A 23,265-nucleotide genomic window follows, 5' to 3' on the forward strand; every position below is an offset into this window, starting at 1 on the left:
AAAATAAGTGAGACATGAACAGAAAGCCAACTGTCATTTGACCGTTTGAGTAACTTGTATGTTTATTTACTTACTGATATAAAATCAGCACCTGTACAAGAATTATCAGAATAGTTATGTATTCTAACTTTTTTATCCGCAGCCAATGCCATTGTAGCTAATGTAAACGATTGATTATATGTTGTAATAGAAGATACCTTTACCTCTGGAAAGTATATCCACCCAGAGCATAAACCTGTACCTCCTGTAACCTTAACAGCAAAGTTAGCTGCATTTTATCCATTTGACGCAACTTCTAAGACAGTAGATCCCTTTGTGAGCTCTCCTCCTAAAGAGTTAAAAGCACAGCCAATTGCTAACAGAGTCACTAACCTTTTATTCATCTTCAAAATCCTTAATTAAACATAGCGCCCCATTAATGGGCAAATAATAGTTGGTTTAAATAAGCGACGAAGGAGCAAAAACCAACTGTTATTTGTCCTGCTTGAATGCCTTGTTAGCTTTACTTGAGCACCATATATCCGATATGACAGTAACTCTGCCCTGATGAGTTTTCATGGTTTGTATATAGAACTACTTGCTTATCCGCCATTTTTGCTGCTAAAAGAACACTTACGAAGGTTTTATAATTAGAATCAGATTCATTTAAATATGCCCATGTATGATTATTTCCACAAAGTTTTGGGCTGTTGATTAATGAAACTCTAAAACCATAATTTTGCCCTGGTGCAACATCTATTGAATTGATTTTTCCAGCAACCGTGCCATCCCATGAGGCTAATGCATTAGTTGATAAAAAGAATGAAGAGTAAAAGAATAATTTAGTTAATTTGGTCATGCTATGTCCTATAAAGCTAACGCCCACTAAGAGGCAAATAATAATTGGCTAAAATAAACAACGAAGGAGCAAATAGCCAACTGTTATTTGTCATCATTGAATGGCTGTTGTTATACGCAAATACCACCTAACGTTAGCTATTTCGTTAACGTACATTATTTTTTATATTACCATCTGGATCTATGCTAGTAGCTACATCCTGCTTAGCACATGAATTATAAGTCTCGGGAGAAATATTTCTGTGGGCACCTTGTACTACTACGTTAAACAAACCAACAAAAATATCGCTAATAAAATCAGAGCTCCAAGAGCTTTCTTTATCGTGCTCACTATAAGTAGAGCCGGAAGTAAAATTGCAACCAGCCTCTTCGGCACCACGAGAGGAGCAACCTGAAGTTACCAAAATTAAAATAAAAACAAACGTAGATTTAAATGACATTGATCATCCTTGCGTATAACGCCCACTTAAGCGAACAAAACAGTTGGTTATAATGTGTAGCGAAGCGGAATCTAACCAACTGTTTTTGTTCCGTTTGAACTTATTGTTATGTGTGATTTAAATACCAATATATTCCAGTTTACAAGCACCACCTATGATAGGAGCTAAAGGATTAACATTTACCATTACGGTTTTATCTGCCATTTTGGCTGCTAACGCTAAAGATAAGAGTCCCGCATTACTATTTCGGATATAAAATGGTGCTAAACCATTTGACCAGGCTGTTGGTTTACAAATATTCCCTACAGAAGTCACCCCTTCTAAAGTAATCCATGTCACATCACTCCATATATTCCCTTCTGTGTAATAAGGTGCAGCATGAGACTTAAACTCAACAATTTTTGTTGTTTTAAATGTCTCTGCTTGAGCAGTGAATGCAATACTCAATAAACCTAATATTAATATTTTCATAATTACCCATAGTTTTGAACAAGTAGCTTGACAGTGAATAAACACATAACACCTCACTAAGAGGTCAATAATAGTTAGTTAAAATAAGCGACGAAGGAGCAAAAACCACGGTTATTTGTTGATTTTTTTATTAACTTTTATTTACTGCTAGTGATGTGCTTGATTCTTGATATCCCTTGAATACAGCCATCTATACTTAGCGAAAGTGATTGTGATGAAATATGAGCAGAAAGGATTAGCGAGTAAATCTCGTTGAAATAAGAATGTGTATCATCAAGTATATAATAATCTGCACGACCACATCCTCCTAAATCAGACATTCCTATTTGTTTAACTAAAACCCCTGTGTGGCCTTCATACCAATGAATAGTAGTAATTTTTCCGGTACTTACTCCCGATGCTGCATTCGCAGAACCAAAAGTTGATGTGCATACTAAAAATAGAATGGTGTAGATAATATTTTTCATTGAGATATCTCTGAGTTAATTTAAAAAGCTAACGCCGTTTTAAGTGGGAAATTGCAGTTGGCTAAAATGTGAAGCGCTGCGATACCTAACCAAGTGTTTTTAGTCCTGCGGATATGGCTTATATGTTTATTTATCTCACAATAAATCTATTCTTGTTATTTTTGGCTTAGTTTTACCCCAAACGTCAACACATCCATTAACATAACCGTTAACAGCTGCTTTGGCATGCATTGCAGCAAGTAATCCTGAGTATATTTCAGAGAAGTGTTTATGAGCATTTGGTAATACATAAATTGATTTATCATCACATGTTTCTCCATGCGTAGTCGTCCCGTTGAAAAACACATATAGATTTCCTGAATCATGGAACATTAACTTAGAAACTGTCCGCTGTCCTATAGGAGTGTTAGCAAAGGTTACTCCTGAAAAAAAAACTAAAAAAAACATTAAACAACACTTGAACATATAACTTCCTTTTTTTGAAATACTATAAATACCCCCAAATAAAGGTAAATAATTGTTGGTAAAAATATTAAAAAGAGTGAAATAACCAACTGTTATTTCACTCCGTTTGAACTACTTGTATGGACTGGCTATTGAAAATTGACCCACTCTATAGTGTAAGTATCACTCCCAAGATTTTTTGAGTTAACCACAACACGAATTTTACTTTTTGTTGTGTATGCCGAAAGAGTCATCGAAACTATTCCACCATATGCGGGTTCGGTATTTTTCATCATAGCAAATGTAACATTACTACAAGCTGAACTTTTGTCATTTTCCAACGTGAGAAGAACTGAGTTTTGATGAAGCCCACTATCTTGTCTTTCTCCCTGCACGTATAAATTTTTTATAGTTGCCATGCCGCAATCTAAACGTGCTGCATTCACAATAGCTGGAAACAGAAATAAAAGAAAAAACATTTTTTTCATAGTAAAACCTTAATTAAATTCTAATGCCTATATTAAGCGGTAAGTAATAGCTGGCTAGGTGTGTGATGCACGAACAACAGCAACTATCATTATACATTTGAATTACTGTTAACAATATGTTTACTTAATTGTTATATATTGTAAAAGACAATACGTTCCCGCTGGGTACTTAATTGTATCCTCTAGCGTAATTAGTACTTTTTTATTAGCCATCTTGGCTGCAAGTAACATTGAAACAGCCATATCATCACCGTCTTTAATGCTAACTTTATTACTTGTACAAAAAGTTTTATCTGAATTGATTAGCTGAAACCAAATGGTTTTATTCCAAGCCGGCGCTAAGGTCCCTTCATTTATATGGTAGCGAATTTCACCAATTTCGCCGGTAGCATCGACTCTTGCTCCCAAAGCAGTGCTCGATATAAAAATTAAAATTATTGATAAATAGAAAGATATTTTCATTATTACCCTATAAATTAAAATAAAAGTGTCGCCAAATGTGCAACTGCACCTTTAAATATTGCTAACGCCCATGACCCTTTGCCCTTTTTGGATGAATTTCATGCTTTATTTTACAGGTCCAGTATATTGGCCAATCCGTATATAATCCAAAGTTGGGTATGCACCTTTTTGGCAAGTTCCTGGGCCGCCTAAATCAACCTTTATACTTTGGGCTTGGGCACTCAAAGCCAAACTAATTAGGGCTTGTACCTTAGGACTTGTTAAATCTAGAGGTAAAGCTGCCCAATTTTTCACAGGTAAACCGCCACATGTAATTTGAGAAACATTGGCATGTTTATCAAAAGATATATACATCAAATTGGCAGATCCAATTTGAACATGATGTAAAGTTGTTTGTGAAACTGTCCAATTAGATCCAAAAGAACTAAAACTTACTAATAATAAAGCTAATATTTTAAATTTCATCGAAAACCTTATAAACCAACGCCCAATTAGCGGGTTAAAAATTGTGGGATAAGCTTGAGCGAAGTGGAACTAGCCAACTGTACTTTGTCACGCTTGAACAGTTTGTTAGCAGTAGTGTTAATTAAGAACACAAAAACCACCGACAACACTCAAAGTAAATGGATGAATGGAAGTGATATGTAACAAAATACATCTACACTTAATAATACATAAAAAATAACAATATATAAACAAAAAAGTCACAATTAAAAATAAAGGAAATAAACATTATAAATTATATTGATATGTTCTCTAAGCTAATGTCAGGAGAGCACATAGTTTGAAAATAAAACAGACTTAGGATATGAACAACTGAGTAGATAATACAGCTAATAACTTTACTCATCTGCTATTTTAGTTATCAGTGAACTTTACAAAAAAATAAGCTTATAAATATTCAGTGGCTATTTTAAGTACACTCTAAATTTACGTTTAAAAACTCAAATAAAACTGTGAATTATGATTTATTTTTCAGGCTAGTTAATGACATTGATGCGCACAAAGTGAACATTAAAATATTGTTAATAAAATTCAAAGAAATAAAAAAGCTTTAGTAAAGAACTTTATTGTTCATTAAACAAGTTATTTGTATTACTCTCAGGTGTATAAATAACTTTGTTCGATATCATCACAGAAGGTGTAGCAGTTAACTAGTCTTGGCCAAGCTTTAAATTTTCCAACTGAGATACCTTTTATTAGTAGGCCAAATTAACCATTCCACTACAATTTTGATTTTCGTCCAGCATTGACTATTTTGGTATCGTTAATCATGATTTTTCATCCTAAAGCATAAAATTCATTTAGCCGTCTAAATAGCTAAATCAATAAAGTTGCTTTATGATCGTTCTAAACATGATGCACGATTTATTTACAATAATTTAATGAGCTTGAGGAATAGGTAACCGTTAATATAAAGGCAAAATTGAAGATTGATATAAAAAGTAGTGCTTAACGATTATGGGGAATTATTAATTTTTTAGTCTAAAGTCATTTACTTCAAAACAACCCCATTTGGTTACTGGTTATTGCATCAAAGTCTTTACCTATAAAGGGCAATATATCATTAGCAATGGGTTTTATTTGTTTCTCTACATAAAAGTCATAATCAAGTTTGCTCTCGTTGTATTCTAAAGGCTGTACGCCATCAAGAGTGATAACATATCGAATAGTTCTTCTGTTAGTGTATTTAGGCTTTTTGCCCTCTCCCTCTAGTTTGCTGTTTGCAATTAAGGCTGCTTTAACATGTGGTGGTGTATTCACGTAATCGGGCAAGCTACGTCTAATCTTTTTCTTATAGATAAGTTTGTCATCATGAAGGCCTTGCTTTAGTTCATCGACTATATTTTTGATATAATCGTCAACAGGGTCTTCATTAAATATTAGCCGGTAAAGTTCTTGCTGAAATATCTTACTAAGCTCTGTCCAATCACTTCTAACCGTTTCTAGACCTTTAAAGAGTAGCTTTCCATTGACTACACCTGCATAGCGTTTTTTAGTACCTACTTTACTTTGTTCTTTAACCGCTTCTTGTCCGCGAATAGTCGGCATTAAAAATTGACTAAAATGGGTTTCAAACTCAATTTCAAGTTGGCTTTCTATTGAAAACTCTTCTTTGAGCGTTGCTTGCCACCGAACATTAATCTTATCTTGTAACGATTTACCTAAGACTTGGCATTGCTCGGCTGTTTTATCTTCATCAACATGAACAAAAATTGAATCGGTATCGCCATAAATCACCTGATAACCATCATTTTCCAGCCACAGCGAAGTCGTCTTTAATAATTCATGGCTACGCTTGGTAATCGAGCCCGATAAACGGGGATCAAAGAACCGACAACCTGTTGAACCTAGTACGCCATAAAATGAATTCATAATAATTTTTATTGCTTGCGACAAGGCCGAATTTTTATCTTTTTTAGCGATATCTCGCTCTAACCAAAGTTCGTTAATAATGTCAGGTAAGAAGTGTTTATCTCTAGAAAAATAAGCACCATCAAAGCCTTTAATGCTGTTTTTGGGTGATTTTAGTCCTTCAATCAAACCCATAGGATCAATATTAAAACTTCGAATAATAGAGGGGTAAAGACTTTTAAAATCAAGTACGAGCACATTCTTATATAACCCTGGGACGGAGTCCATCACATAACCGCCTGGGGAAACCAGCCCTTGCAAACCATCACCCATATTGGGCGCAACATAGCCACTACGATGAAGTTTAGGTAAATATAAGTTAGTAAACGCGGCAACAGATCCGCCAATTCTGTCTATTGACAAGCCCGTTAATTTTGCGCGTAAGCGGGTGAATTCAAGTAATAAAGACTGTTCAAAAATGAGCGTAACTAAACGACAATCTTCAAGGTTATAAGCGGCAAGGGCAAGTTTGTCATGATGAAAGTTGTCGTTTATTTCTTGTATTCGATTTTCAACATCATCGACTTTCTTTCCTTTGCCTAATAAGGCATTCGCGACAAAGTCGAGAGAAAAACTAGCAAAATTATAGGTGGCATTTTTGAGTAAATCAATGCCATCAAGTACCACTCTGCCAGCGACATCAATAAATTTTTGTTCATTTTGGCTCCCCCCTGCAGATCGGGTACGCCACCGTGGCGACTGGTAATTACGGCCAATGTTAAAGGCAATGTTGTGGATATCGCAACGTTTTTGTAATAAATTAAAATCGAAATTAATGACGTTCCAGCCAATAAAGATATCAGGGTCGTGGACCCTTACCCAAGCGATAAGCGCCGTTAAAAGCGCTTGCTCATTGTCGACCCAAACGATGTGCTCAGCGATCTCGCGGGCTTCTTCATTAGATAATGTTGACTGTTTTGCTTTTGCTAAGACATTATTGTGATCCCCGATCATCAAAACACATTTTATCGGCTTACCATCAGACATTTTATGCGAATGTAAGCCAATAGAATAAAGCTCCCCGGCCATTGAACACTCAATATCAAGTGATACCATAGTTAACGCAATATCATCAAGTAACTGAGTCTTATTCGTTGCACGGCATTTGTCACTATAAAAGGTAGCAAAGTTAGTCTGTGAATACTGTTTGGCAGATTCGGTTATCGATAAAGCTGTTAACCGAGGGATAAATTCAATACCAGCGGTAATAAAGCGCTCCATTAAAAAGCGTTCATCGGGGCGAAAATCGTCTTCGTAGCATTTTATCTGGGCTTGTTTTAAAATATCGCGTGCGCGATAGAATTCACGCATCGTTGAAAAATAAAAGCCACTGACGAGTTGCTGATTAAAGGTTTTAAGCGCAAGCGGGGTAACTTTAGCCGTTACTATTCGCTGCTCCGACAGGAGACTTTGCGCGTGTACTTGCTGCGTTTGTTCAACAAAAAATAATGCCTGTTGATTTTGCACAATAACATTAACAGCACCTTGGAGGGTTTTAACCCATAAAGACAATTCGATACCTTGTTTGGTATCATAGGCTTGACGGGTTAATAAAAAGCCATAATTCAAGCTAGGCGTTAATTTTTCTACAGTTAATGACATTAATTATTTTAATTCGTTGCGGATAACGATAAACTGTTAATATATACAGCAGTATATACTCATCCTATTTGAAGATACAGGATTCAGCCTATTTAACTGGAATGTGTATATAACCTAATGAACCCTAAATGGCTAACAGCATGCTAAGCGATAAAATTAAAGTAGCAATTCGCACATCGTATAAAACCATTGGTGAAAATTTAGAAAACTTTCATCCAAGAAAACAGCAAACTTTTTTGATTGCCGAAATAGCTAAAACTTTTGCGGGAGAATACGATAAAGCGCGAAAAATTATTATCATAGAAGCCGGCACCGGTACGGGTAAATCCTTGGCTTATTCATTAGGCGCTATTCCGTTAGCGATGTCACGTCAAAAAAAGGTCTGTATTTCTACTGCAACAGTTGCGCTACAAGAACAATTAGTGGATAAAGATTTACCCTTCTTAAAGAAACATTCAGGCTTAGATTTTAATTTTACCTTAGTCAAAGGTCGCCAACGCTATGTTTGTCGGCAAAAATTAGCGCTTGCTGTGAGTCAAGACGATTCACCTCAGGCCGGTTTCACCTTTGCGCAAAAACCTAATGCCATGGATATAAAGCTATTACATCATTTACATAAAGCGTTAACGGATAATAAATGGCAAGGCGATCTAGATTCTTGGGCTGACCCTATCCCTCATCATTTATGGCAACAAATTCAATGTGACAAACACAGTTGTTTAAAACATTTAGCCGATCACACCCATTGCCCTTTTCATAAAGCGCGAGAAACCATGGAGTCTGCCGATGTGTTGGTCATTAACCATAGTTTATTACTGGCTGATTTAGAGCTTGGTGGAGGTGTTATTTTACCCTCGCCAGAAGACACTTTTTACATTATTGACGAAGCACATCATCTGCCTAAAGTAACCCGTGATCATTCAAGTGCGAATGTTGCCATTAAAGGTGCTATTGATTGGCTAACTAAGTTAAAAGAAACCGGCGATAAAATGGCAAAATTAATAAAGTCGACTTCGGCCATTTCACCCTCGTTAAAGTTAGGGGACGATTGCCAAGATTTATTAATGGAAATGCAAAAAGTAGCGAGCTTTATCGAAAACAATCAGGCGTTATATTTCAATGAAAAAGCTAAAGAAAATAGCCGTTTCTCTCGTGATGACGAGGCGGCATTATATCGTTTTGAAAACGGAATCGTTCCACCGAACTTAAAAAACTCAGCTAAAGATTTAGCAGAGCTCAGTAAAAAATGTTTAGGACATTGCAACAAACTCTATAATTTATTGATGGAGTCAGTGAAAGACGGGGAGTGTAAAATGTTTGTTGCCGAGCCCTTACTTGCAGAAGCGGGTTTTATGATCCAACGATTAGAAAATTTCAACTCGCTATGGAAAATGTATGCCAAAACAGACAGTGAGAAAGGCGCTCCAATGGCAAGGTGGTTCGAAAAACTGACAGGCAAACGTAGTGACTTTTTAGTGTCGGCTTCCCCTATTGAAGTGGGCTTTACCCTTGAAGATATTCTCTGGTCAAAATGTGAAGGGGCGGTATTATGTTCAGCCACTATTTTAGCATTGAATTCGTTTGAGCATTTTCGACGCCAGGTCGGTTTACAAACGAATGATGGCACCCAATATCAAAAAGTCGACTCACCGTTTGATTATCAAAACAATGCGCAACTTGTTATCGCTAAAATGAAAAATGAGCCAAGTAGCCCTCAGTTCACCGATGAATTAATTAATGAGTTACCAGCATTAATTAAGCAAGAAAAAGCCTGTTTAGTGCTATTTTCTTCGTATTGGCAAATGGAACAAGTCGCTAAAGCCTTACGAGAGCAGCACAAAATGGAGATTCTAGTTCAGGGTGAGCAGTCACGTCAGCATATAATAGAGGCCCATAGAAAGCGCTGTGATGAAGATAAAACCAGTATCATTTTTGGCACGCAAAGTTTTTCTGAAGGTTTAGATTTACCAGGTAAATATTTAACGAATTTAATTATTACTAAATTACCGTTTTCTGTTCCTACCTCTCCGGTTGAAGAAGCCCAAGCTGAGTACATTACCACTAAAGGGGGGAATCCTTTTATGTCAATTTCGGTACCAGAAACATCAAAAAAACTAATTCAAGCAACAGGACGTTTACTGCGCAATGAAAAAGATACCGGTATTATCACCTTAATGGATAAACGTTTAGTCACCAAACGATACGGTAAACAATTACTTGATTCTTTACCCCCATATCGAATTATTTCAAAAGGATAAACTGTGACTGATTTCACTAAAACGATAAAAGCGTCAAACTCAACCAATCGTCGACTATCGAAGAGCCGTTCATTAAAAGAAGTTAAGCCTCGCCCTGCTCCTGCCGATAGAGTTTTGGTCCTTTTTAATAAACCGTTTGATGTGCTCTCACAATTTACTGACGACCAACAGCGTAAAACCTTAAAAGACTTTATTCCGGTAAAAGATGTCTATGCAGCGGGCCGTTTAGACCGTGACAGTGAAGGATTATTGTTACTAACAAACGATGGAAAATTGCAACATAAACTGGCTAACCCAAAAGAAAAAACCGAAAAAACCTACTGGGCACAAGTCGAGGGAGCTCCACAAGAGTCTGACTTACAAAAGCTTCGAGAGGGTGTGGAATTAAAAGATGGTAAAACCTTACCTGCACACGTAAAAATAATCGCCGAGCCAGATCTTTGGCCACGCAACCCGCCGATTAGAGAACGGGCGAGTATTCCAACCACTTGGCTGAGCATCGCTATTACGGAAGGAAGGAATAGACAAGTCCGCAGAATGACTGCGGCTATTAATTTCCCAACACTACGACTTATTCGTTACCGCATAGGCAAATATACCCTTAATGGTATCGAAAATGGTCATTACCAACAAATTAAAGGTGAATAAGATAATGACGTTAACCGTTGATAGCATCAATAACGCGCATGGTGAAAATCAATTTAAACCCAACGCCACAGTTGCTGCTATTATTGCTCATCAAAATAAGTTTTTATTGGTTGAAGAAATTGAAAACGGTAAAAAAGTCTTTAACCAGCCTGCTGGGCATCTAGAGGCTAATGAAAACTTAATCAGTGCTATTGAACGAGAAGTACTTGAAGAAACAGGATTAACATTAACACCTGATTACGTTTCAGGTATTTATTACTTTCACCGAGCTGAAATTAATCTTTACTACCTGCGTTTTTGTTTTGTTATCGAACTTAATGAATTTCTGCAAAGTTCCCCACAAGATGATGAGATTATTGCCACTCATTGGCTAACCTTTGAAGAAATAAGAGAAAAATCATCACAATTACGCAGTACACTGGTTTTAGAATGCATTGAAGATTACTTATCCATTTTGAAAAGTGGAAAAAAAATATCATTATCTTCATTAAAATCCAATCTTTAATCTATGCCGCAAAATCTTGACATGCTATAATTTTTCGCCTTTTTCTTTAGATTTGTAGTTTTAATGTCATCACAAGTATCATCGAGCGCTGAAAGCCAAAACTCTGCGCCTAAAACCAAAGCACCATGCGACACCAAAGTTATTGTTGGAATGTCTGGCGGTGTTGACTCCTCTGTTTCTGCACACTTATTGATTGAACAAGGTTATCAAGTTGAAGGCCTGTTCATGAAAAACTGGGAAGAAGACGATACCGATGAATACTGTGCTGCTGCACAAGACTTAGAAGATGCGCAACTTGTTTGCGACAAACTCGGTATAAAACTACACACCATCAATTTCGCTACGGAATATTGGGACAATGTCTTCGAATATTTCTTGGCCGAATATAAAGCGGGCCGTACCCCTAACCCCGATATTATGTGTAACAAAGAAATCAAGTTTAAAGCCTTTTTAGAGTTTGCTTGTGAAGACTTAGACGCTGACTATATTGCGACAGGTCATTACGTGCAACGTAAATTTATTGATGGGCAATGGGCGATGTTACGCGGTTTAGACAGTAATAAAGATCAAAGTTATTTTTTATACACGCTAAGCGACGAACAAGTTGGCCGTACCTTATTTCCCGTTGGCAATATTGAAAAGCCAGCTGTACGTGCAATTGCTGAACAAGCTGATTTAATTACCCATAATAAAAAAGACAGTACCGGTATTTGTTTTATTGGCGAACGAAAATTTAAAGATTTTCTAGGACAATATTTACCCGCGCAGCCAGGCAAAATTGAATCCGCCGAAGGTGACGTTATTGGCGAGCACGACGGATTAATGTATCACACACTGGGTCAACGCAAAGGTCTGCGCATTGGCGGCTTGGCGAATGCGGGTGAAGAACCTTGGTATGTGGTTGAAAAAGACTTACTGCGCAATGTGTTAATTGTCGGTCAAGGTCATAACCACCCTCGCTTATTTTCTAAGGGTTTAATCGGTAATCAGTTACATTTAGTTAATCGTAAATCTCTTGATGCGCCAGTAAAATGTACGGTTAAAACACGCTATCGCCAAGATGATGTACCCTGCCACTTTTCACCGATGAGCGATGGTGAATATCTAGTGATGTTTGATGAACCCCAAAGTTCAGTGACACCTGGCCAATCCGTGGTTTTTTATCAGGATAACATTTGTCTTGGTGGCGGTATCATCAACACACTCATTCGCTAAGTGAACGTTATAAAATAGTTGAGCACTAAATAGTTATGAACAGCATAAATGAACAAACATTAACACTTGCCGCCGTTTGCCAAGTGGCTTATTGGGTACAAAAAATATCACGCAGTGGGCAAATAGACGAAGACGAACTCGCTTTGTTACTTAATAGCGTAATGATCACCTCTCCAGAAAATACCATGGAAGTTTATGGTGGTGAAATTAGCCATTTAAAAACAGGGTTAACCACGTTAGTCAACCATTTAGGTAATAAGTCAACAAACAAAGACCCTGAAATTACCCGTTATGTGGTGAGCTTACTGGGTTTAGAGCGCCGTTTAAGTAAAGATAAGATGAATGCACTCGGTGAACGTATTACCCAAAGCCAACGACAATTAGCGCATTACGACATTATCAGTGAAACACTTGTTTCAAGCTTAGCCTCTATTTATAGCGATTTAATCAGCCCCCTTGGAACGCCAATTCAAGTAGCCGGCGATCCTACAATATTAAAGCAAACCGTCAATCAACATAAAATACGTGCGCTTTTATTAGCGGGTATTCGTTCGAGTGTATTATGGCGACAAATTGGCGGACAACGCCGCAGTATCATATTTTCACGTTCAAAAATAGTTGAGTGTGCAGAGCAATTACTCAGAACTTGTTAAACAAATTCAAATTAGTTTTTAACCTTACTTTAAACATTAGGAAAACCCTATGGAACTTTCAGCATTAAGTGCAATATCTCCAGTAGATGGTCGTTATGGCAGCAAAGTTAAGTCATTACGCCCTATATTCAGTGAATTTGGTTTAATAAAATACCGTGTTACCGTTGAAGTACGTTGGTTACAAAAACTTGCAGCCACCGCAGAAATTGCTGAAGTTCCTGCTTTTAGCTCAGACGCAACGGCAACATTGAATGCGATTGTTGACCGCTTTAATGAAGAAGATGCTCAGCGTATTAAAGATATTGAAGCAACCACTAATCATGATGTAAAAGCGGTTGAATATTTTTTAAAAGAAAAAATTGCTGATAACGCTGAATTAAATGCGGTAACTGAATTTATTCACTTTGCTTGCACCTCAGAAGATATTAACAATCTTTCACACGGTTTAATGCTCAATGACTGTCGTACTGACGTTTTATTACCAGAAATGGATAAAATATTAGCGTCGATTAAAGCATTAGCGATTGAATACAAAACCATTCCAATGATGTGTCGTACCCATGGTCAACCTGCTTCTCCTAGTACCTTGGGTAAAGAAATGGCCAACGTTTATATTCGTCTTAAACGTCAACGTGCCCAAATTGCTGATGTTGAATTATTGGGTAAGATTAACGGTGCGGTGGGTAACTACAATGCGCATTTATCCGCTTACCCTGAAGTTAATTGGCATGAATTTGCTAATGAATTTGTTACTTCATTAGGTTTATCATTTAACCCCTTTACTACTCAAATTGAGCCGCATGATTATATTGCTGAGTTATTTGACGCAATTGCACGTTTTAACACTATATTAATCGATTTTGATCGTGATATTTGGGGTTACATTGCAATGGGTCACTTTAAGCAAAAAACAATTGCTGGTGAAATTGGCTCTTCAACAATGCCACATAAAGTTAACCCTATTGATTTTGAAAACTCTGAAGGTAACTTAGGTATTGCTAACGCATTATTTACTCACCTAGCACAGAAATTACCTATTTCTCGCTGGCAACGTGATTTAACAGATTCTACCGTGTTACGTAACTTAGGCGTTGGTTTTGCTCATGCGATGATAGCTTACGGCGCAACGTTAAAAGGCATAAGTAAGCTACAAGTAAACGAAGCGAACCTTGCGGCTGAATTAGACAGTAACTGGGAAGTTTTAGCTGAGCCTGTACAGACAGTGATGCGTCGTTATGGCATTGAAAAGCCATACGAAAAATTAAAAGAGTTAACACGTGGTAAGCGCGTCAATGGCGACTCAATGCGTGCTTTCATTATGACGCTTGAACTACCTGATGCCGCTAAAGCACAGTTATGTGAAATGACACCCGCGAGCTATATTGGCCGTGCAGTAGAATTTATTAACGAACTAGATTAATTTTATGTAGACTTATGCTAATAAAAAGGAACCTCGCGGTTCCTTTTTATGTTCAGGATGAACGGTATAACGTGGTGGCATGTTAGCTCCTAGGCGTCCATGCCTTTGCGACATTAGCACATCAATGTGCAGGGATGCCATTGAACGTATATGTTCAGGCCTTTCTCAGACATCCTGTCTTTCAAGGCATTAGTCCATCCACGCACGTCGATGAACGGTATTAATAAAGAGAGAAAAAAAATCATGCAAAAGATTCATTGGGGCGACCTAACGCCTGAGCAATTTTTAAAAGACTATTGGCAAAAAAAACCTTTATTAATAAAAGGCGCATTTAAAGATTTTACCGACCCTATCGATGCTAATGAGCTTGCGGGTTTAGCGATGGAAAGCGAAATAGAATCACGAATTATTGCCTGTAATAATAACGAGTGGCAAGTAGAACATGGCCCTTTCAAGTCATTCGATAAATTTGGTGAAGAAAACTGGACCCTACTAGTGCAGGCGGTAAACAATTGGTCTCGAGATACTCAATCACTGCTAGCTGCGGTTGATTTTTTACCTCAATGGCGTATTGACGATGTGATGGTGAGTTTTTCGACACCCAACGGGGGTGTTGGTGCTCATTTAGACCAATATGATGTCTTTATTGTTCAAGGTGAAGGAAAGCGCCGTTGGCAAGTTGGTACACCTGACAGTTCACTTCAACTGTTATTACCACACCCTGATTTGAAACAGGTCTCAACGTTCGCGCCTGTAATAGACGAAGTGACGGAAGCTGGAGATTTACTTTATATTCCCCCTAATCATCCACACAAGGGCGTATCAATAGAGAACTCAATGAACTTTTCTATTGGCTTTCAGGCACCCAATAATCAAGAACTCTGGTCAGCCTTTGCTGATAAATTAATCGATGAGAACCTAGGTGAAGCACGTTTTCCTGATAAAGCACGTTCATTAACCCATCGACCTGAACAGCTTGAACAAACTGATATTGAGAAATTAAAAGTTTTCATGCAAGCACAACTAGACGACGATAATTTATTTATACCTTTTATCGGGAAATATCTGACTCAGAATCATCACGCCTTAGAAATATTGATGCCAGTATCCCCAATCTATAGTGAACAGCTTAGTGATATTCTGGCTGAAGCAGAAAATACCTTAGTACCCGTTTCAGGTATAAAAAGCTTAATTATTCCTATTCACCAAGGAGATGAGTCAATAGAAAGAAGCTACTTATATATTAATGGCGAAAGTTTCTTAATTGATAAAGAAACAATCGCATTAGCGACTTGCTTAACAAAGCAGCAGACTTTGACCACAGAAAAAGTAAAAAGTTTAATTATAAATTTGAAAAATGAAAAATTATTGACTAATGTTCTTAATATGGGGCTTTGGTATGTAGAATAAGAACAAGTGGAATAGCTATAATGTCGTTTAGTGTCAGTAGAGTGAATTGGGAACAAGCAGCATCATTGTTAAGGGATGTTCGTGAAAAAGTTTTCATTTGTGAATGGCGTATTCCACGAAAAATTGAGTTTGACCGTAAAGATCAATATGCATTTCATGTGTTAGTTTGTGATGATATTACCCAAGAGCCCGTTGCAACCGGCCGGATATTGTCTACCGGAGAAATATCTCGTATAGCCGTATTAATGTCTTTTAGAAAAAGGCACATCGACCGAGAGGTTGTCAAAGGATTACTCGCTATTGCAAAAGACCTCAAATTGGATGAGGTTTTTATTTACAGCCCACTTGATAATGTTGAATATTTTAGAAAATTTAACTTTATCAGTGCGGGGTCGGTTTTTATGGAAGCCGGCATGCCACGACAGCGTATGGTTTGCTCTGTTGACAATGTCAGTAAATCCACCAACTTCGCTTTCAATCACTGACTTACTAACTATTTATTACCCTTATAAACAGTAATCACCGCTGTTATTTCGCCTATTTTTTAATTGTTGTGCTTGATTCTATACATTTATCCTAACAAATCGACAATAATTTTTTGATGCCACATCTAGCGAAGCATTAGGCTAAATGCTATTGTGCGCACCGAAACATTACAACTCTTATTACATAAGTAAAAAGAACATTAAAAAACTTTTTACGTGGAGATTTAGAAGTGGCAATTTTTGATTTAGTAGATTTCGACAATCATGAACAAGTTGTTTATTGCAGTGATGATGCAACAGGCTTAAAAGCGATCATTGCAGTACATAGTACAGCACTCGGACCAGCAGCAGGTGGCTGTCGTTTTTGGGATTACGTAAATGATGAATCAGCATTAAAAGATGTTTTGCGTTTATCAAAGGGCATGACCTACAAAAATGCTATGGCCGGCTTAAAGCTCGGCGGTGGTAAAGGGGTTATTATTGGTAACCCTAAGCACTTAAAATCAGATGATTTATTCAAAGCTTATGGTAGAGCAGTAAATAACTTAGGCGGTCGCTATTACACCGCTGAAGATGTAAATATTACCACAGGTGATATGGCTGTTGTTAACCAAGTAACTGACTTTGTATCAGGTTTAGAAGGAAAAAGTGGTAACCCCGGCCCCTTTACTGCGCTAGGGACTTTCTTAGGTATTAAAGCCGCCGTTAAGTTTAAATTAGGCACAGATGATTTAACGGGAATTAAAGTTGCCGTTCAAGGACTTGGTAGTGTTGGTTATTCATTGTGTGAAAAACTTCACGCTGCGGGTGCAAAACTGATTGTTACTGATATCAATCAGCAAATTTTAGATAAGGCGGCCACAGAGTTAAATGCAACGATTGTCAGTCTTGATGATATTTATAAACAAGAGGTTGATGTTTATGCGCCTTGTGCATTAGGTGCTTCAATTAATGATGATACGCTTGCAGAAATTAAAGCGGTGATCATTGCTGGCTGTGCTAACAATCAACTTGCAGAAAGCCGACATGACCAAGTACTTTTAGAGAAAGGTATTTTATATGCACCCGATTACGTCATTAACGCCGGTGGTATTATTAATGTTGCTCTTGAGATTTATCCAGAACCTTACTGTGCAGATAAAGCGACAAGTTTAGTCCAAAATATCTATCATACCCTAATGAATGTATTTGAAACGGCCAAAGCGAAAAACTTACCTACCGGTCAAGTCGCTGATGAAATGGCGAGAGCTATTATAGCAAAAGGTAAAAAGTAGTATGTCTTAAAAATAAAAAACCGCATTTATGCGGTTTTTTTTTCGCTAAAATTTAGCGGGAGGGGGAAATAAAATTGACGTTCAATGTAAAAAAAGTAAAGGTCAATTCATAACGAACCTAGGTAATTGGTAACGTGGGTACTTGAATACCTGCCATTTCCAACATAACACGAACAACCTGACAGCTGTAACCAAATTCATTGTCATACCATACATATAATACAGCGCGATCGCCATCGACAATCGTTGCTTGAGAATCAACAACACCCGCGTAACGCGAACCCACTAAATCCGTAGAAACAATTTCAGTTGAAGCTGTATAGTCTACTTGATTTTGTAGTTTTGAATTTAACGAAATATTACGTAAATAATCGTTTAGCGCGGCTTTATCTGTCGACTTTTTCAAGTTCAAATTCATGATAGCCATTGAAACGTTTGGTGTAGGAACACGAATAGCGTTACCTGTTAACAAACCTTTCAATTCAGGTAATGCTTTAGCAACAGCTTTAGCAGCTCCCGTTGTACTGATCACCATGTTTAACGGTGCACTGCGGCCACGACGCGGCGCTGGATGGTAGTTATCAATCAGATTTTGATCATTCGTGTATGAATGAACCGTTTCAACGTGACCATTTTTAATACCAAACTCATCGTTAATAGCTTTTAACACAGGTGTGATAGCGTTAGTCGTACAACTAGCAGCAGAAATAATTTTGTCATCGGCTAAAATCATATCTTGGTTTACGCCATAAACGATATTTTTAATATCACCTTTAGCGGGAGCTGTTAACAATACTTTAGCAACGCCTTTTGACTGTAAATGTTGACCTAAACCTTCTTCGTCGCTCCATACCCCTGTGTTATCAACAACTAAAGCGTCATTAATTCCATATTGTGTATAGTCGATGTCGCTAGGGCTTTTTGCATAAATGACTTGGATAAAGGCACCGTTAGCTTTAATGACACTATTTTCTTCATCGATAGTAATACTGCCGTTAAAAGCACCATGCACTGAATCACGACGTAATAAACTGGCACGTTTAGCTAAATCACCCTTACCACTGGGACGAATAACAATAGCGCGTAAATTTAATGTTGAGCTTGGACCAGCACGTTCAATTAATAGTCGAGCTAATAAGCGTCCAATACGACCAAAACCATAAAGGACAACATCTTTAGGTTTTTGAATGCCTGAATTTTTGTTAATAGTGACTAATTCTTTTTCTAAAAATTGTTCAATTGATAAGCCATTGGCTTGACCTTGAAACAGGTAACGATAAGCTAATTTACCCACATCAATACGAGCAGGTGCTAAGTCCATCTTGTTTAATGCATCAATAAAAGGAAAGCTTTCACGTAAACGTAACTTACTCTCTTCATGTAAAGCGACAGACTTATGTGCTTTAATGATGTCAATTGCAGAAGCATTGACTAATGGTCGACCATAAATAGATACTTCAAGACCTTTGTTTCTGAAAAGTTGCCCTATAATAGGTTGCATATTTTCAGCAAATGTTTGGCGTTCTTGCCAGCTAGCTTGGTATTGTTCCTCAAGAAGAGAAGTCATTGCGTAAACCTTTTTATTTCAGTCAATTGAACGATGAGTTATTATTAATATTAGCTATAATATTAGCACTAACTACAATAATAATTAAATGCGGCACTATTGTAATCGAACCTGAAAACTTTCGCCACTAGTTACACAGGATTTTACTTTCAAATATGGTACTAAAATGAAGACAACATTAAGATTTTTTTCACTACTTTTTTTATTATCCGCCTGTGATAACCAACCAAACTTTGCGGAGCTTTGTGAAAATAATACAGAAATTTGTGATGAATTTAAAGAAGACTCATGGTGTAAGCGGGAACGTATCATGGTGGGTTTTTCGAATTTAGAACAGAAATTAGCCGCCTCAGATTTACACAAATATCACCAGCTACTCAGTTATGAAAACTATGCACAATGTATGGTTCATGCATCAAAAATTGAACATATTAAATTAAAGCATAAACAAACGATGCGCGTAGACAATGCCATTAAAGCGAAGAATCGTATTAAAGAAATTTCAAAAGAAACAGAAATCTCTGAACACCCTCACCTACTTTATTACCATTGGTCACGTTACATTAATGAAGGGGCATTAGACAAGTTTTTAGCCCAAGAAGGTAGCATCGCATTAGAAAACCCTAGGTCTCAATTCAATCTAGCGACTTACTATACAAAAATAGATTCAAAGAAAACGCTCAAGTTACTTTATCACTCTCTAGAGCTATCAAACGAAAATGAGCAAATAAATCCAGAGGTTTTTGAGTCAATATCAACTATATTTATCGAAAAGCAACAAGTAAAACGAGTCTACATTTGGTTACGGATCTTACGTTTATATATGCCAGAACATAAAGAGGTGACAGAAAACTCTCTAAATAATTATATCAGTGGTTATAACTTAGACAAAAATTTATTAGACAAAGTAGCTAAGTCGACATTAGAAAAAATAAAGTCAGGGACGTTTAAAGCCCCCAAAATATAATGTTTTTAACTATTCGCTTTATAGATACTAACGAGAAATAAACTCTAAACTGAGTGAATTAACACAGTAACGTTTGCCTGTTGGCTGAGGTCCATCATCAAAAACATGGCCGAGGTGTGAATCACAATCACTACAAGTGATCTCTGTACGTGTCATCCCATGGCTAACATCTTCAATATAAGCAACATTTGGACTGATCGCTGCAGAAAAACTTGGCCATCCACAACCTGATTGAAATTTATCAGCTGAGGAAAATAATTTTTTTTCACAGCACGCGCAATAATAAGTCCCCTCTAGCCAATGATCATTATATTCACCACTAAAGGGTTGCTCTGTAGCCGCTAACCGGCATACCTGGTATGCCTCTGGTGATAATTTGTCTTGATAAGCGTCTGTAGACATATTGTTATTACCTTTTATTTAGAGTGACCAAATTCGATCATTTCACGCTCAGGATGAGACCATTCGACATGAAATTTCTTTCCTGCTTCTTGATCTAACCGTTCAAAAGTATGGGCGCCAAAAAAATCTCGTTGCCCTTGTAATAAATTTGCAGGAAGCACCGCTGTGCGCATAGCATCATAATAAGTTAACGATGAACTGATGGCACTGGTTGAAATTCCCATTAAAGCGGTTTCTGCAACGGTTTTTCGCCAGTTCAATTGGTGAGCGTTTAGTTGCTCAACAAAGAAGGCATCTAACATTAAGTTTTCTAGCTTCGCATTGCGTTTAAAAGCTTCAGTAATAGATTGTAAAAATGCCGCACGAATAATACAACCTGCACGCCATATTTTAGCAATACTGGCAAAATCTAATTCCCAGCCGTGTTCTTTCTCAGCTTGCTTCATTAACTGAAAACCTTGTGCATATGCACAGATTTTAGCGCAATAAATTGCATCATGTAATCGCGCAATAAAGGCTGATTTTTCTTGTGGGTTTAATGCTATTGCTTCAGGTCCATTAAGTAAACTCGCACCCTGCACTCTTAAGTCTTTAAAAGAAGAAATAGAACGCGCATATACCGCTTGCGCTATAGTAGGTGCTGGTGTACCTAATTCTAAACTACTTGCGGCTGTCCATAAGCCCGTTCCTTTTTGCCCTGCTTTATCAAGAATTAAATCAACCAGAGGAATGTTATCATCCGTTATTTTATGGCGTAATACTTCTACAGAAATCTCCATTAAATAACTATCTAAAGGCCCTTGGTTCCATTGTTCAAAAATATCAGCGATTTCATCTGGTGATAAATTCAAACCAGCGCGGAGGGTATGATAGGCTTCACATATAATTTGCATATCAGCGTATTCAATACCGTTATGCACCATTTTTACATAATGTCCGGCACCTGCAGGGCCAATATATGCAGCACAAGGTTCACCTTTTTTAATTGTTTCTCCAGGTTTACTCCGCTCTAAAGGCTTACCTGATTCGGCATCAACTTTTGCTGATATAGCTTCCCATATAGGTTTAATACGTGTCCATGCATAAGGAGAGCCACTAGGCATTAATGCTGGACCAAATCGTGCTCCTACTTCACCGCCAGAAACAGCCGAAGAAAATAAAATAAAATTATTTTTGTATTTTTTCTCACGGGCTACCGTATCAACCCAAAGGCTGTTACCGGTATCGATAATAATATCATCGGGTTGGATACCAGCACCGATCAAGCTTTCAGAGACTTGATCAACAGGCGCACCAGCAGGCACAGAGAGTACAATAAGATGAGGAGTTTTTAAGCGTGATAGTAATTCGGTATATGAAGAACAACCATGAACACGTTGTTTATTTTCACCATTTTCCAATTTGTCTTGGGCAATAACACCAAGCACCTTTTCATTATCTAAATCAAAAGCAGCAATACTATAGCCATTATCAGCTAAATTTAGCACTAAATTTTTACCCATTACACCAAGGCCAATAAAGCCGATGTCACACAAACTATTGTCTTGTGTCATATTAGAAAGTCCATAAATACTAAGAAATATAATGGCATGCATTCTACCATGAACAAAACTAAGCCACTAGCAATAAAAGCTGCCTTATATACGTAATAAAACGACCTTTTAATCACTAAAAATCAACTAGCCATAAAGTATTGCTTGTAAAAATCTCAAAATGATGTAATTTTACTACATTATTTTTATTTAAGGTTTCAGCATGACTATTAAAGTTGGTATCAACGGTTTTGGACGCATTGGCCGTTTTGTATTTAGAGCAGCAGCACAAAGAAGTGACATTGAAATTGTCGGTATAAATGATCTAATCGACATTGATTACATGGCTTACATGCTTAAATATGACTCAACACATGGTCGATTCAATGGAACTGTAGAAGTTGAAGACGGACAACTCATTGTCGACGGTAAAATTATTAGAGTAACGGCAGTTCGTAATCCTGAAGAATTAAAATGGGATCAGATAGATGTTGATGTTGTTGTTGAATCAACCGGTTTATTTTTAACCGATGAGACTGCCCGCAAACATCTAATCGCTGGTGCTAAAAAAGTTGTACTTTCAGCCCCATCAAAAGATGACACGCCGATGTTTGTTTGTGGAGTAAACCTCAACAAGTATAAAGGTCAAGACATTGTTTCCAATGCATCATGTACCACCAACTGTTTAGCACCTATTGCTAAAGTACTTAATGATAACTGGGGTATTGAAAGTGGTTTAATGACCACTGTTCATGCAACTACAGCAACACAAAAAACAGTTGATAGCCCTTCAGCTAAAGACTGGCGTGGTGGCCGTGGTGCAGGGCAAAATATAATCCCTTCATCAACAGGTGCAGCAAAAGCGGTTGGTAAAGTTATTCCTGAATTAAATGGTAAACTTACCGGTATGGCATTTCGGGTACCTACACCGAATGTCTCTGTTGTTGATCTAACGGTTAATCTTAAGAAGAGCGCAACTTATCAAGAAATTTGTGATGCGATGAAGTCAGCCGCTTATGGAGATTTAGAAGGGATTTTAGGTTACACCGAAGATCAAGTTGTTTCTAACGATTTTATTGGCGAAACTTGCACCTCTGTTTTTGATGCGGGTGCGGGTATTGCACTTACTGATAAATTTGTAAAAATAGTTTCTTGGTATGACAATGAAATTGGCTACTCAAACAAAGTACTTGACTTAGTTGCCTACATTAGTGCTTATAAAAACTAAAATTATTTATTAATACCTCTAATATAAAAAGCCAAATATAAATATTTGGTTTTTTTATTTAAATAAAATGATATA

General features: G+C 37.3%; 23 protein-coding genes and 1 pseudogene. 11 read left to right on the forward strand and 13 right to left on the reverse strand.

The annotated features are described in order from the left end of the window. Positions 1 to 62 precede the first annotated feature (62 nt). The 10 genes and pseudogenes from H4J52_RS19920 to H4J52_RS05910 all read right to left on the reverse strand — a co-directional run. Positions 63 to 263, reverse strand: a pseudogene (locus H4J52_RS19920) (DUF5992 family protein); the annotation flags it as partial. Between the two features lie 239 nt (positions 264 to 502). Next, positions 503 to 838 carry a hypothetical protein gene (locus H4J52_RS05870; RefSeq protein WP_182181148.1) on the reverse strand — a complete coding sequence of 112 codons (336 nt, stop codon included), beginning with the start codon at positions 836 to 838 and terminating at the stop codon, positions 503 to 505. Between the two features lie 145 nt (positions 839 to 983). Beyond that, positions 984 to 1,277 (reverse strand): hypothetical protein, encoded by a 294-nt coding sequence (locus H4J52_RS05875; RefSeq protein ID WP_182223714.1) that lies wholly within the window; start codon positions 1,275 to 1,277, stop codon positions 984 to 986. Between the two features lie 117 nt (positions 1,278 to 1,394). After that, entirely contained in the window at positions 1,395 to 1,748 is a 354-nt protein-coding gene (locus H4J52_RS05880; protein WP_182179996.1) for a hypothetical protein, read from the reverse strand. A gap of 137 nt (positions 1,749 to 1,885) precedes the next feature. Further along, on the reverse strand, positions 1,886 to 2,215 hold the full coding sequence (locus H4J52_RS05885; protein ID WP_182179995.1) for a hypothetical protein: 330 nt from the start codon (positions 2,213 to 2,215) through the stop codon (positions 1,886 to 1,888). A gap of 135 nt (positions 2,216 to 2,350) precedes the next feature. Continuing rightward, complete coding sequence (locus tag H4J52_RS05890; protein WP_182224368.1) at positions 2,351 to 2,662, reverse strand: hypothetical protein; 312 nt, start codon at positions 2,660 to 2,662, stop codon at positions 2,351 to 2,353. A 146-nt stretch (positions 2,663 to 2,808) separates the two neighbouring features. Next, complete coding sequence (locus H4J52_RS05895; protein WP_182179991.1) at positions 2,809 to 3,147, reverse strand: imidazole glycerol phosphate synthase; 339 nt, start codon at positions 3,145 to 3,147, stop codon at positions 2,809 to 2,811. 120 nt (positions 3,148 to 3,267) lie between these two features. Next, positions 3,268 to 3,609 carry a hypothetical protein gene (locus tag H4J52_RS05900; RefSeq protein WP_182179988.1) on the reverse strand — a complete coding sequence of 114 codons (342 nt, stop codon included), beginning with the start codon at positions 3,607 to 3,609 and terminating at the stop codon, positions 3,268 to 3,270. 105 nt (positions 3,610 to 3,714) lie between these two features. Next, on the reverse strand, positions 3,715 to 4,074 hold the full coding sequence (locus H4J52_RS05905; protein WP_182179986.1) for a hypothetical protein: 360 nt from the start codon (positions 4,072 to 4,074) through the stop codon (positions 3,715 to 3,717). A gap of 1,035 nt (positions 4,075 to 5,109) precedes the next feature. Further along, positions 5,110 to 7,626: a DNA polymerase II gene (locus tag H4J52_RS05910; RefSeq protein WP_182179984.1), complete on the reverse strand. Its 2,517-nt coding sequence runs from the start codon at positions 7,624 to 7,626 to the stop codon at positions 5,110 to 5,112. 140 nt (positions 7,627 to 7,766) lie between these two features. On the opposite strand from H4J52_RS05910, the gene dinG reads away from it, so the two are divergent. The 9 genes from dinG to H4J52_RS05955 all read left to right on the forward strand — a co-directional run bounded on the left by dinG (position 7,767) and on the right by H4J52_RS05955 (position 17,494). Further along, positions 7,767 to 9,884: an ATP-dependent DNA helicase DinG gene (gene dinG / locus H4J52_RS05915; protein ID WP_182224391.1), complete on the forward strand. Its 2,118-nt coding sequence runs from the start codon at positions 7,767 to 7,769 to the stop codon at positions 9,882 to 9,884. A 3-nt stretch (positions 9,885 to 9,887) separates the two neighbouring features. Then, positions 9,888 to 10,532, forward strand: coding sequence for a pseudouridine synthase (locus tag H4J52_RS05920; protein WP_310649656.1), 645 nt, complete (start codon positions 9,888 to 9,890; stop codon positions 10,530 to 10,532). Positions 10,533 to 10,536: 4 nt separating this feature from the next. Further along, on the forward strand, positions 10,537 to 11,037 hold the full coding sequence (locus H4J52_RS05925) for an NUDIX hydrolase (RefSeq protein ID WP_182179982.1): 501 nt from the start codon (positions 10,537 to 10,539) through the stop codon (positions 11,035 to 11,037). Between the two features lie 63 nt (positions 11,038 to 11,100). Then, positions 11,101 to 12,252: a tRNA 2-thiouridine(34) synthase MnmA gene (mnmA, locus tag H4J52_RS05930; RefSeq protein ID WP_182179980.1), complete on the forward strand. Its 1,152-nt coding sequence runs from the start codon at positions 11,101 to 11,103 to the stop codon at positions 12,250 to 12,252. A 35-nt stretch (positions 12,253 to 12,287) separates the two neighbouring features. Further along, positions 12,288 to 12,905: a high frequency lysogenization protein HflD gene (hflD, locus tag H4J52_RS05935; RefSeq protein ID WP_182179978.1), complete on the forward strand. Its 618-nt coding sequence runs from the start codon at positions 12,288 to 12,290 to the stop codon at positions 12,903 to 12,905. 49 nt (positions 12,906 to 12,954) lie between these two features. Further along, a complete protein-coding gene (gene purB / locus H4J52_RS05940) occupies positions 12,955 to 14,325 on the forward strand; it encodes an adenylosuccinate lyase (RefSeq protein WP_182179977.1) in 1,371 nt (456 codons plus the stop codon). 243 nt (positions 14,326 to 14,568) lie between these two features. After that, entirely contained in the window at positions 14,569 to 15,735 is a 1,167-nt protein-coding gene (locus H4J52_RS05945) for a cupin domain-containing protein (protein ID WP_182179975.1), read from the forward strand. A gap of 20 nt (positions 15,736 to 15,755) precedes the next feature. After that, on the forward strand, positions 15,756 to 16,220 hold the full coding sequence (locus H4J52_RS05950; protein ID WP_182179973.1) for a GNAT family N-acetyltransferase: 465 nt from the start codon (positions 15,756 to 15,758) through the stop codon (positions 16,218 to 16,220). 230 nt (positions 16,221 to 16,450) lie between these two features. Then, the gene (locus tag H4J52_RS05955; protein WP_182179971.1) at positions 16,451 to 17,494 is read left to right on the forward strand and encodes an amino acid dehydrogenase; all 1,044 of its coding nucleotides are present in this window, start codon (positions 16,451 to 16,453) and stop codon (positions 17,492 to 17,494) included. Positions 17,495 to 17,612: 118 nt separating this feature from the next. Here H4J52_RS05955 and H4J52_RS05960 read toward each other — a convergent pair whose 3' ends face one another. After that, positions 17,613 to 19,061 (reverse strand): glyceraldehyde-3-phosphate dehydrogenase, encoded by a 1,449-nt coding sequence (locus tag H4J52_RS05960; RefSeq protein WP_182179969.1) that lies wholly within the window; start codon positions 19,059 to 19,061, stop codon positions 17,613 to 17,615. Positions 19,062 to 19,227: 166 nt separating this feature from the next. On the opposite strand from H4J52_RS05960, the gene H4J52_RS05965 reads away from it, so the two are divergent. Next, positions 19,228 to 20,028 carry a DUF2989 domain-containing protein gene (locus H4J52_RS05965; RefSeq protein ID WP_182223716.1) on the forward strand — a complete coding sequence of 267 codons (801 nt, stop codon included), beginning with the start codon at positions 19,228 to 19,230 and terminating at the stop codon, positions 20,026 to 20,028. Between the two features lie 27 nt (positions 20,029 to 20,055). Here H4J52_RS05965 and msrB read toward each other — a convergent pair whose 3' ends face one another. Then, the gene (msrB, locus tag H4J52_RS05970; protein ID WP_182224369.1) at positions 20,056 to 20,430 is read right to left on the reverse strand and encodes a peptide-methionine (R)-S-oxide reductase MsrB; all 375 of its coding nucleotides are present in this window, start codon (positions 20,428 to 20,430) and stop codon (positions 20,056 to 20,058) included. A 14-nt stretch (positions 20,431 to 20,444) separates the two neighbouring features. Continuing rightward, on the reverse strand, positions 20,445 to 21,983 hold the full coding sequence (gene gndA, locus H4J52_RS05975) for an NADP-dependent phosphogluconate dehydrogenase (RefSeq protein ID WP_182179963.1): 1,539 nt from the start codon (positions 21,981 to 21,983) through the stop codon (positions 20,445 to 20,447). Positions 21,984 to 22,185: 202 nt separating this feature from the next. Here gndA and gap point away from each other — a divergent pair, with 202 nt between their 5' ends. Continuing rightward, positions 22,186 to 23,190 carry a type I glyceraldehyde-3-phosphate dehydrogenase gene (gap, locus tag H4J52_RS05980; protein WP_182179960.1) on the forward strand — a complete coding sequence of 335 codons (1,005 nt, stop codon included), beginning with the start codon at positions 22,186 to 22,188 and terminating at the stop codon, positions 23,188 to 23,190. Positions 23,191 to 23,265: the final 75 nt, after the last annotated feature.

It is taken from the genome of Colwellia sp. MB02u-14 (assembly GCF_014076915.1).
Taxonomy (GTDB): Bacteria; Pseudomonadota; Gammaproteobacteria; order Enterobacterales; family Alteromonadaceae; genus Colwellia_A.

Excerpts from the sequence above, each read along its gene's own strand:
- H4J52_RS05870 (WP_182181148.1), bottom strand. The coding sequence starts at position 838 with ATGACCAAATTAACTAAATTATTCTTTTACTCTTCATTCTTTTTATCA.
- H4J52_RS05875 (WP_182223714.1), bottom strand. The coding sequence starts at position 1,277 with ATGTCATTTAAATCTACGTTTGTTTTTATTTTAATTTTGGTAACTTCA.
- H4J52_RS05880 (WP_182179996.1), bottom strand. The coding sequence starts at position 1,748 with ATGAAAATATTAATATTAGGTTTATTGAGTATTGCATTCACTGCTCAA.
- H4J52_RS05885 (WP_182179995.1), bottom strand. The coding sequence starts at position 2,215 with ATGAAAAATATTATCTACACCATTCTATTTTTAGTATGCACATCAACT.
- H4J52_RS05890 (WP_182224368.1), bottom strand. The coding sequence starts at position 2,662 with ATGTTTTTTTTAGTTTTTTTTTCAGGAGTAACCTTTGCTAACACTCCT.
- H4J52_RS05895 (WP_182179991.1), bottom strand. The coding sequence starts at position 3,147 with ATGAAAAAAATGTTTTTTCTTTTATTTCTGTTTCCAGCTATTGTGAAT.
- H4J52_RS05900 (WP_182179988.1), bottom strand. The coding sequence starts at position 3,609 with ATGAAAATATCTTTCTATTTATCAATAATTTTAATTTTTATATCGAGC.
- H4J52_RS05905 (WP_182179986.1), bottom strand. The coding sequence starts at position 4,074 with ATGAAATTTAAAATATTAGCTTTATTATTAGTAAGTTTTAGTTCTTTT.
- H4J52_RS05910 (WP_182179984.1), bottom strand. The coding sequence starts at position 7,626 with ATGTCATTAACTGTAGAAAAATTAACGCCTAGCTTGAATTATGGCTTT.
- dinG (WP_182224391.1), top strand. The coding sequence starts at position 7,767 with ATGCTAAGCGATAAAATTAAAGTAGCAATTCGCACATCGTATAAAACC.
- H4J52_RS05925 (WP_182179982.1), top strand. The coding sequence starts at position 10,537 with ATGACGTTAACCGTTGATAGCATCAATAACGCGCATGGTGAAAATCAA.
- mnmA (WP_182179980.1), top strand. The coding sequence starts at position 11,101 with ATGTCATCACAAGTATCATCGAGCGCTGAAAGCCAAAACTCTGCGCCT.
- hflD (WP_182179978.1), top strand. The coding sequence starts at position 12,288 with ATGAACAGCATAAATGAACAAACATTAACACTTGCCGCCGTTTGCCAA.
- purB (WP_182179977.1), top strand. The coding sequence starts at position 12,955 with ATGGAACTTTCAGCATTAAGTGCAATATCTCCAGTAGATGGTCGTTAT.
- H4J52_RS05945 (WP_182179975.1), top strand. The coding sequence starts at position 14,569 with ATGCAAAAGATTCATTGGGGCGACCTAACGCCTGAGCAATTTTTAAAA.
- H4J52_RS05950 (WP_182179973.1), top strand. The coding sequence starts at position 15,756 with ATGTCGTTTAGTGTCAGTAGAGTGAATTGGGAACAAGCAGCATCATTG.
- H4J52_RS05960 (WP_182179969.1), bottom strand. The coding sequence starts at position 19,061 with ATGACTTCTCTTCTTGAGGAACAATACCAAGCTAGCTGGCAAGAACGC.
- H4J52_RS05965 (WP_182223716.1), top strand. The coding sequence starts at position 19,228 with ATGAAGACAACATTAAGATTTTTTTCACTACTTTTTTTATTATCCGCC.
- msrB (WP_182224369.1), bottom strand. The coding sequence starts at position 20,430 with ATGTCTACAGACGCTTATCAAGACAAATTATCACCAGAGGCATACCAG.
- gndA (WP_182179963.1), bottom strand. The coding sequence starts at position 21,983 with ATGACACAAGACAATAGTTTGTGTGACATCGGCTTTATTGGCCTTGGT.
- gap (WP_182179960.1), top strand. The coding sequence starts at position 22,186 with ATGACTATTAAAGTTGGTATCAACGGTTTTGGACGCATTGGCCGTTTT.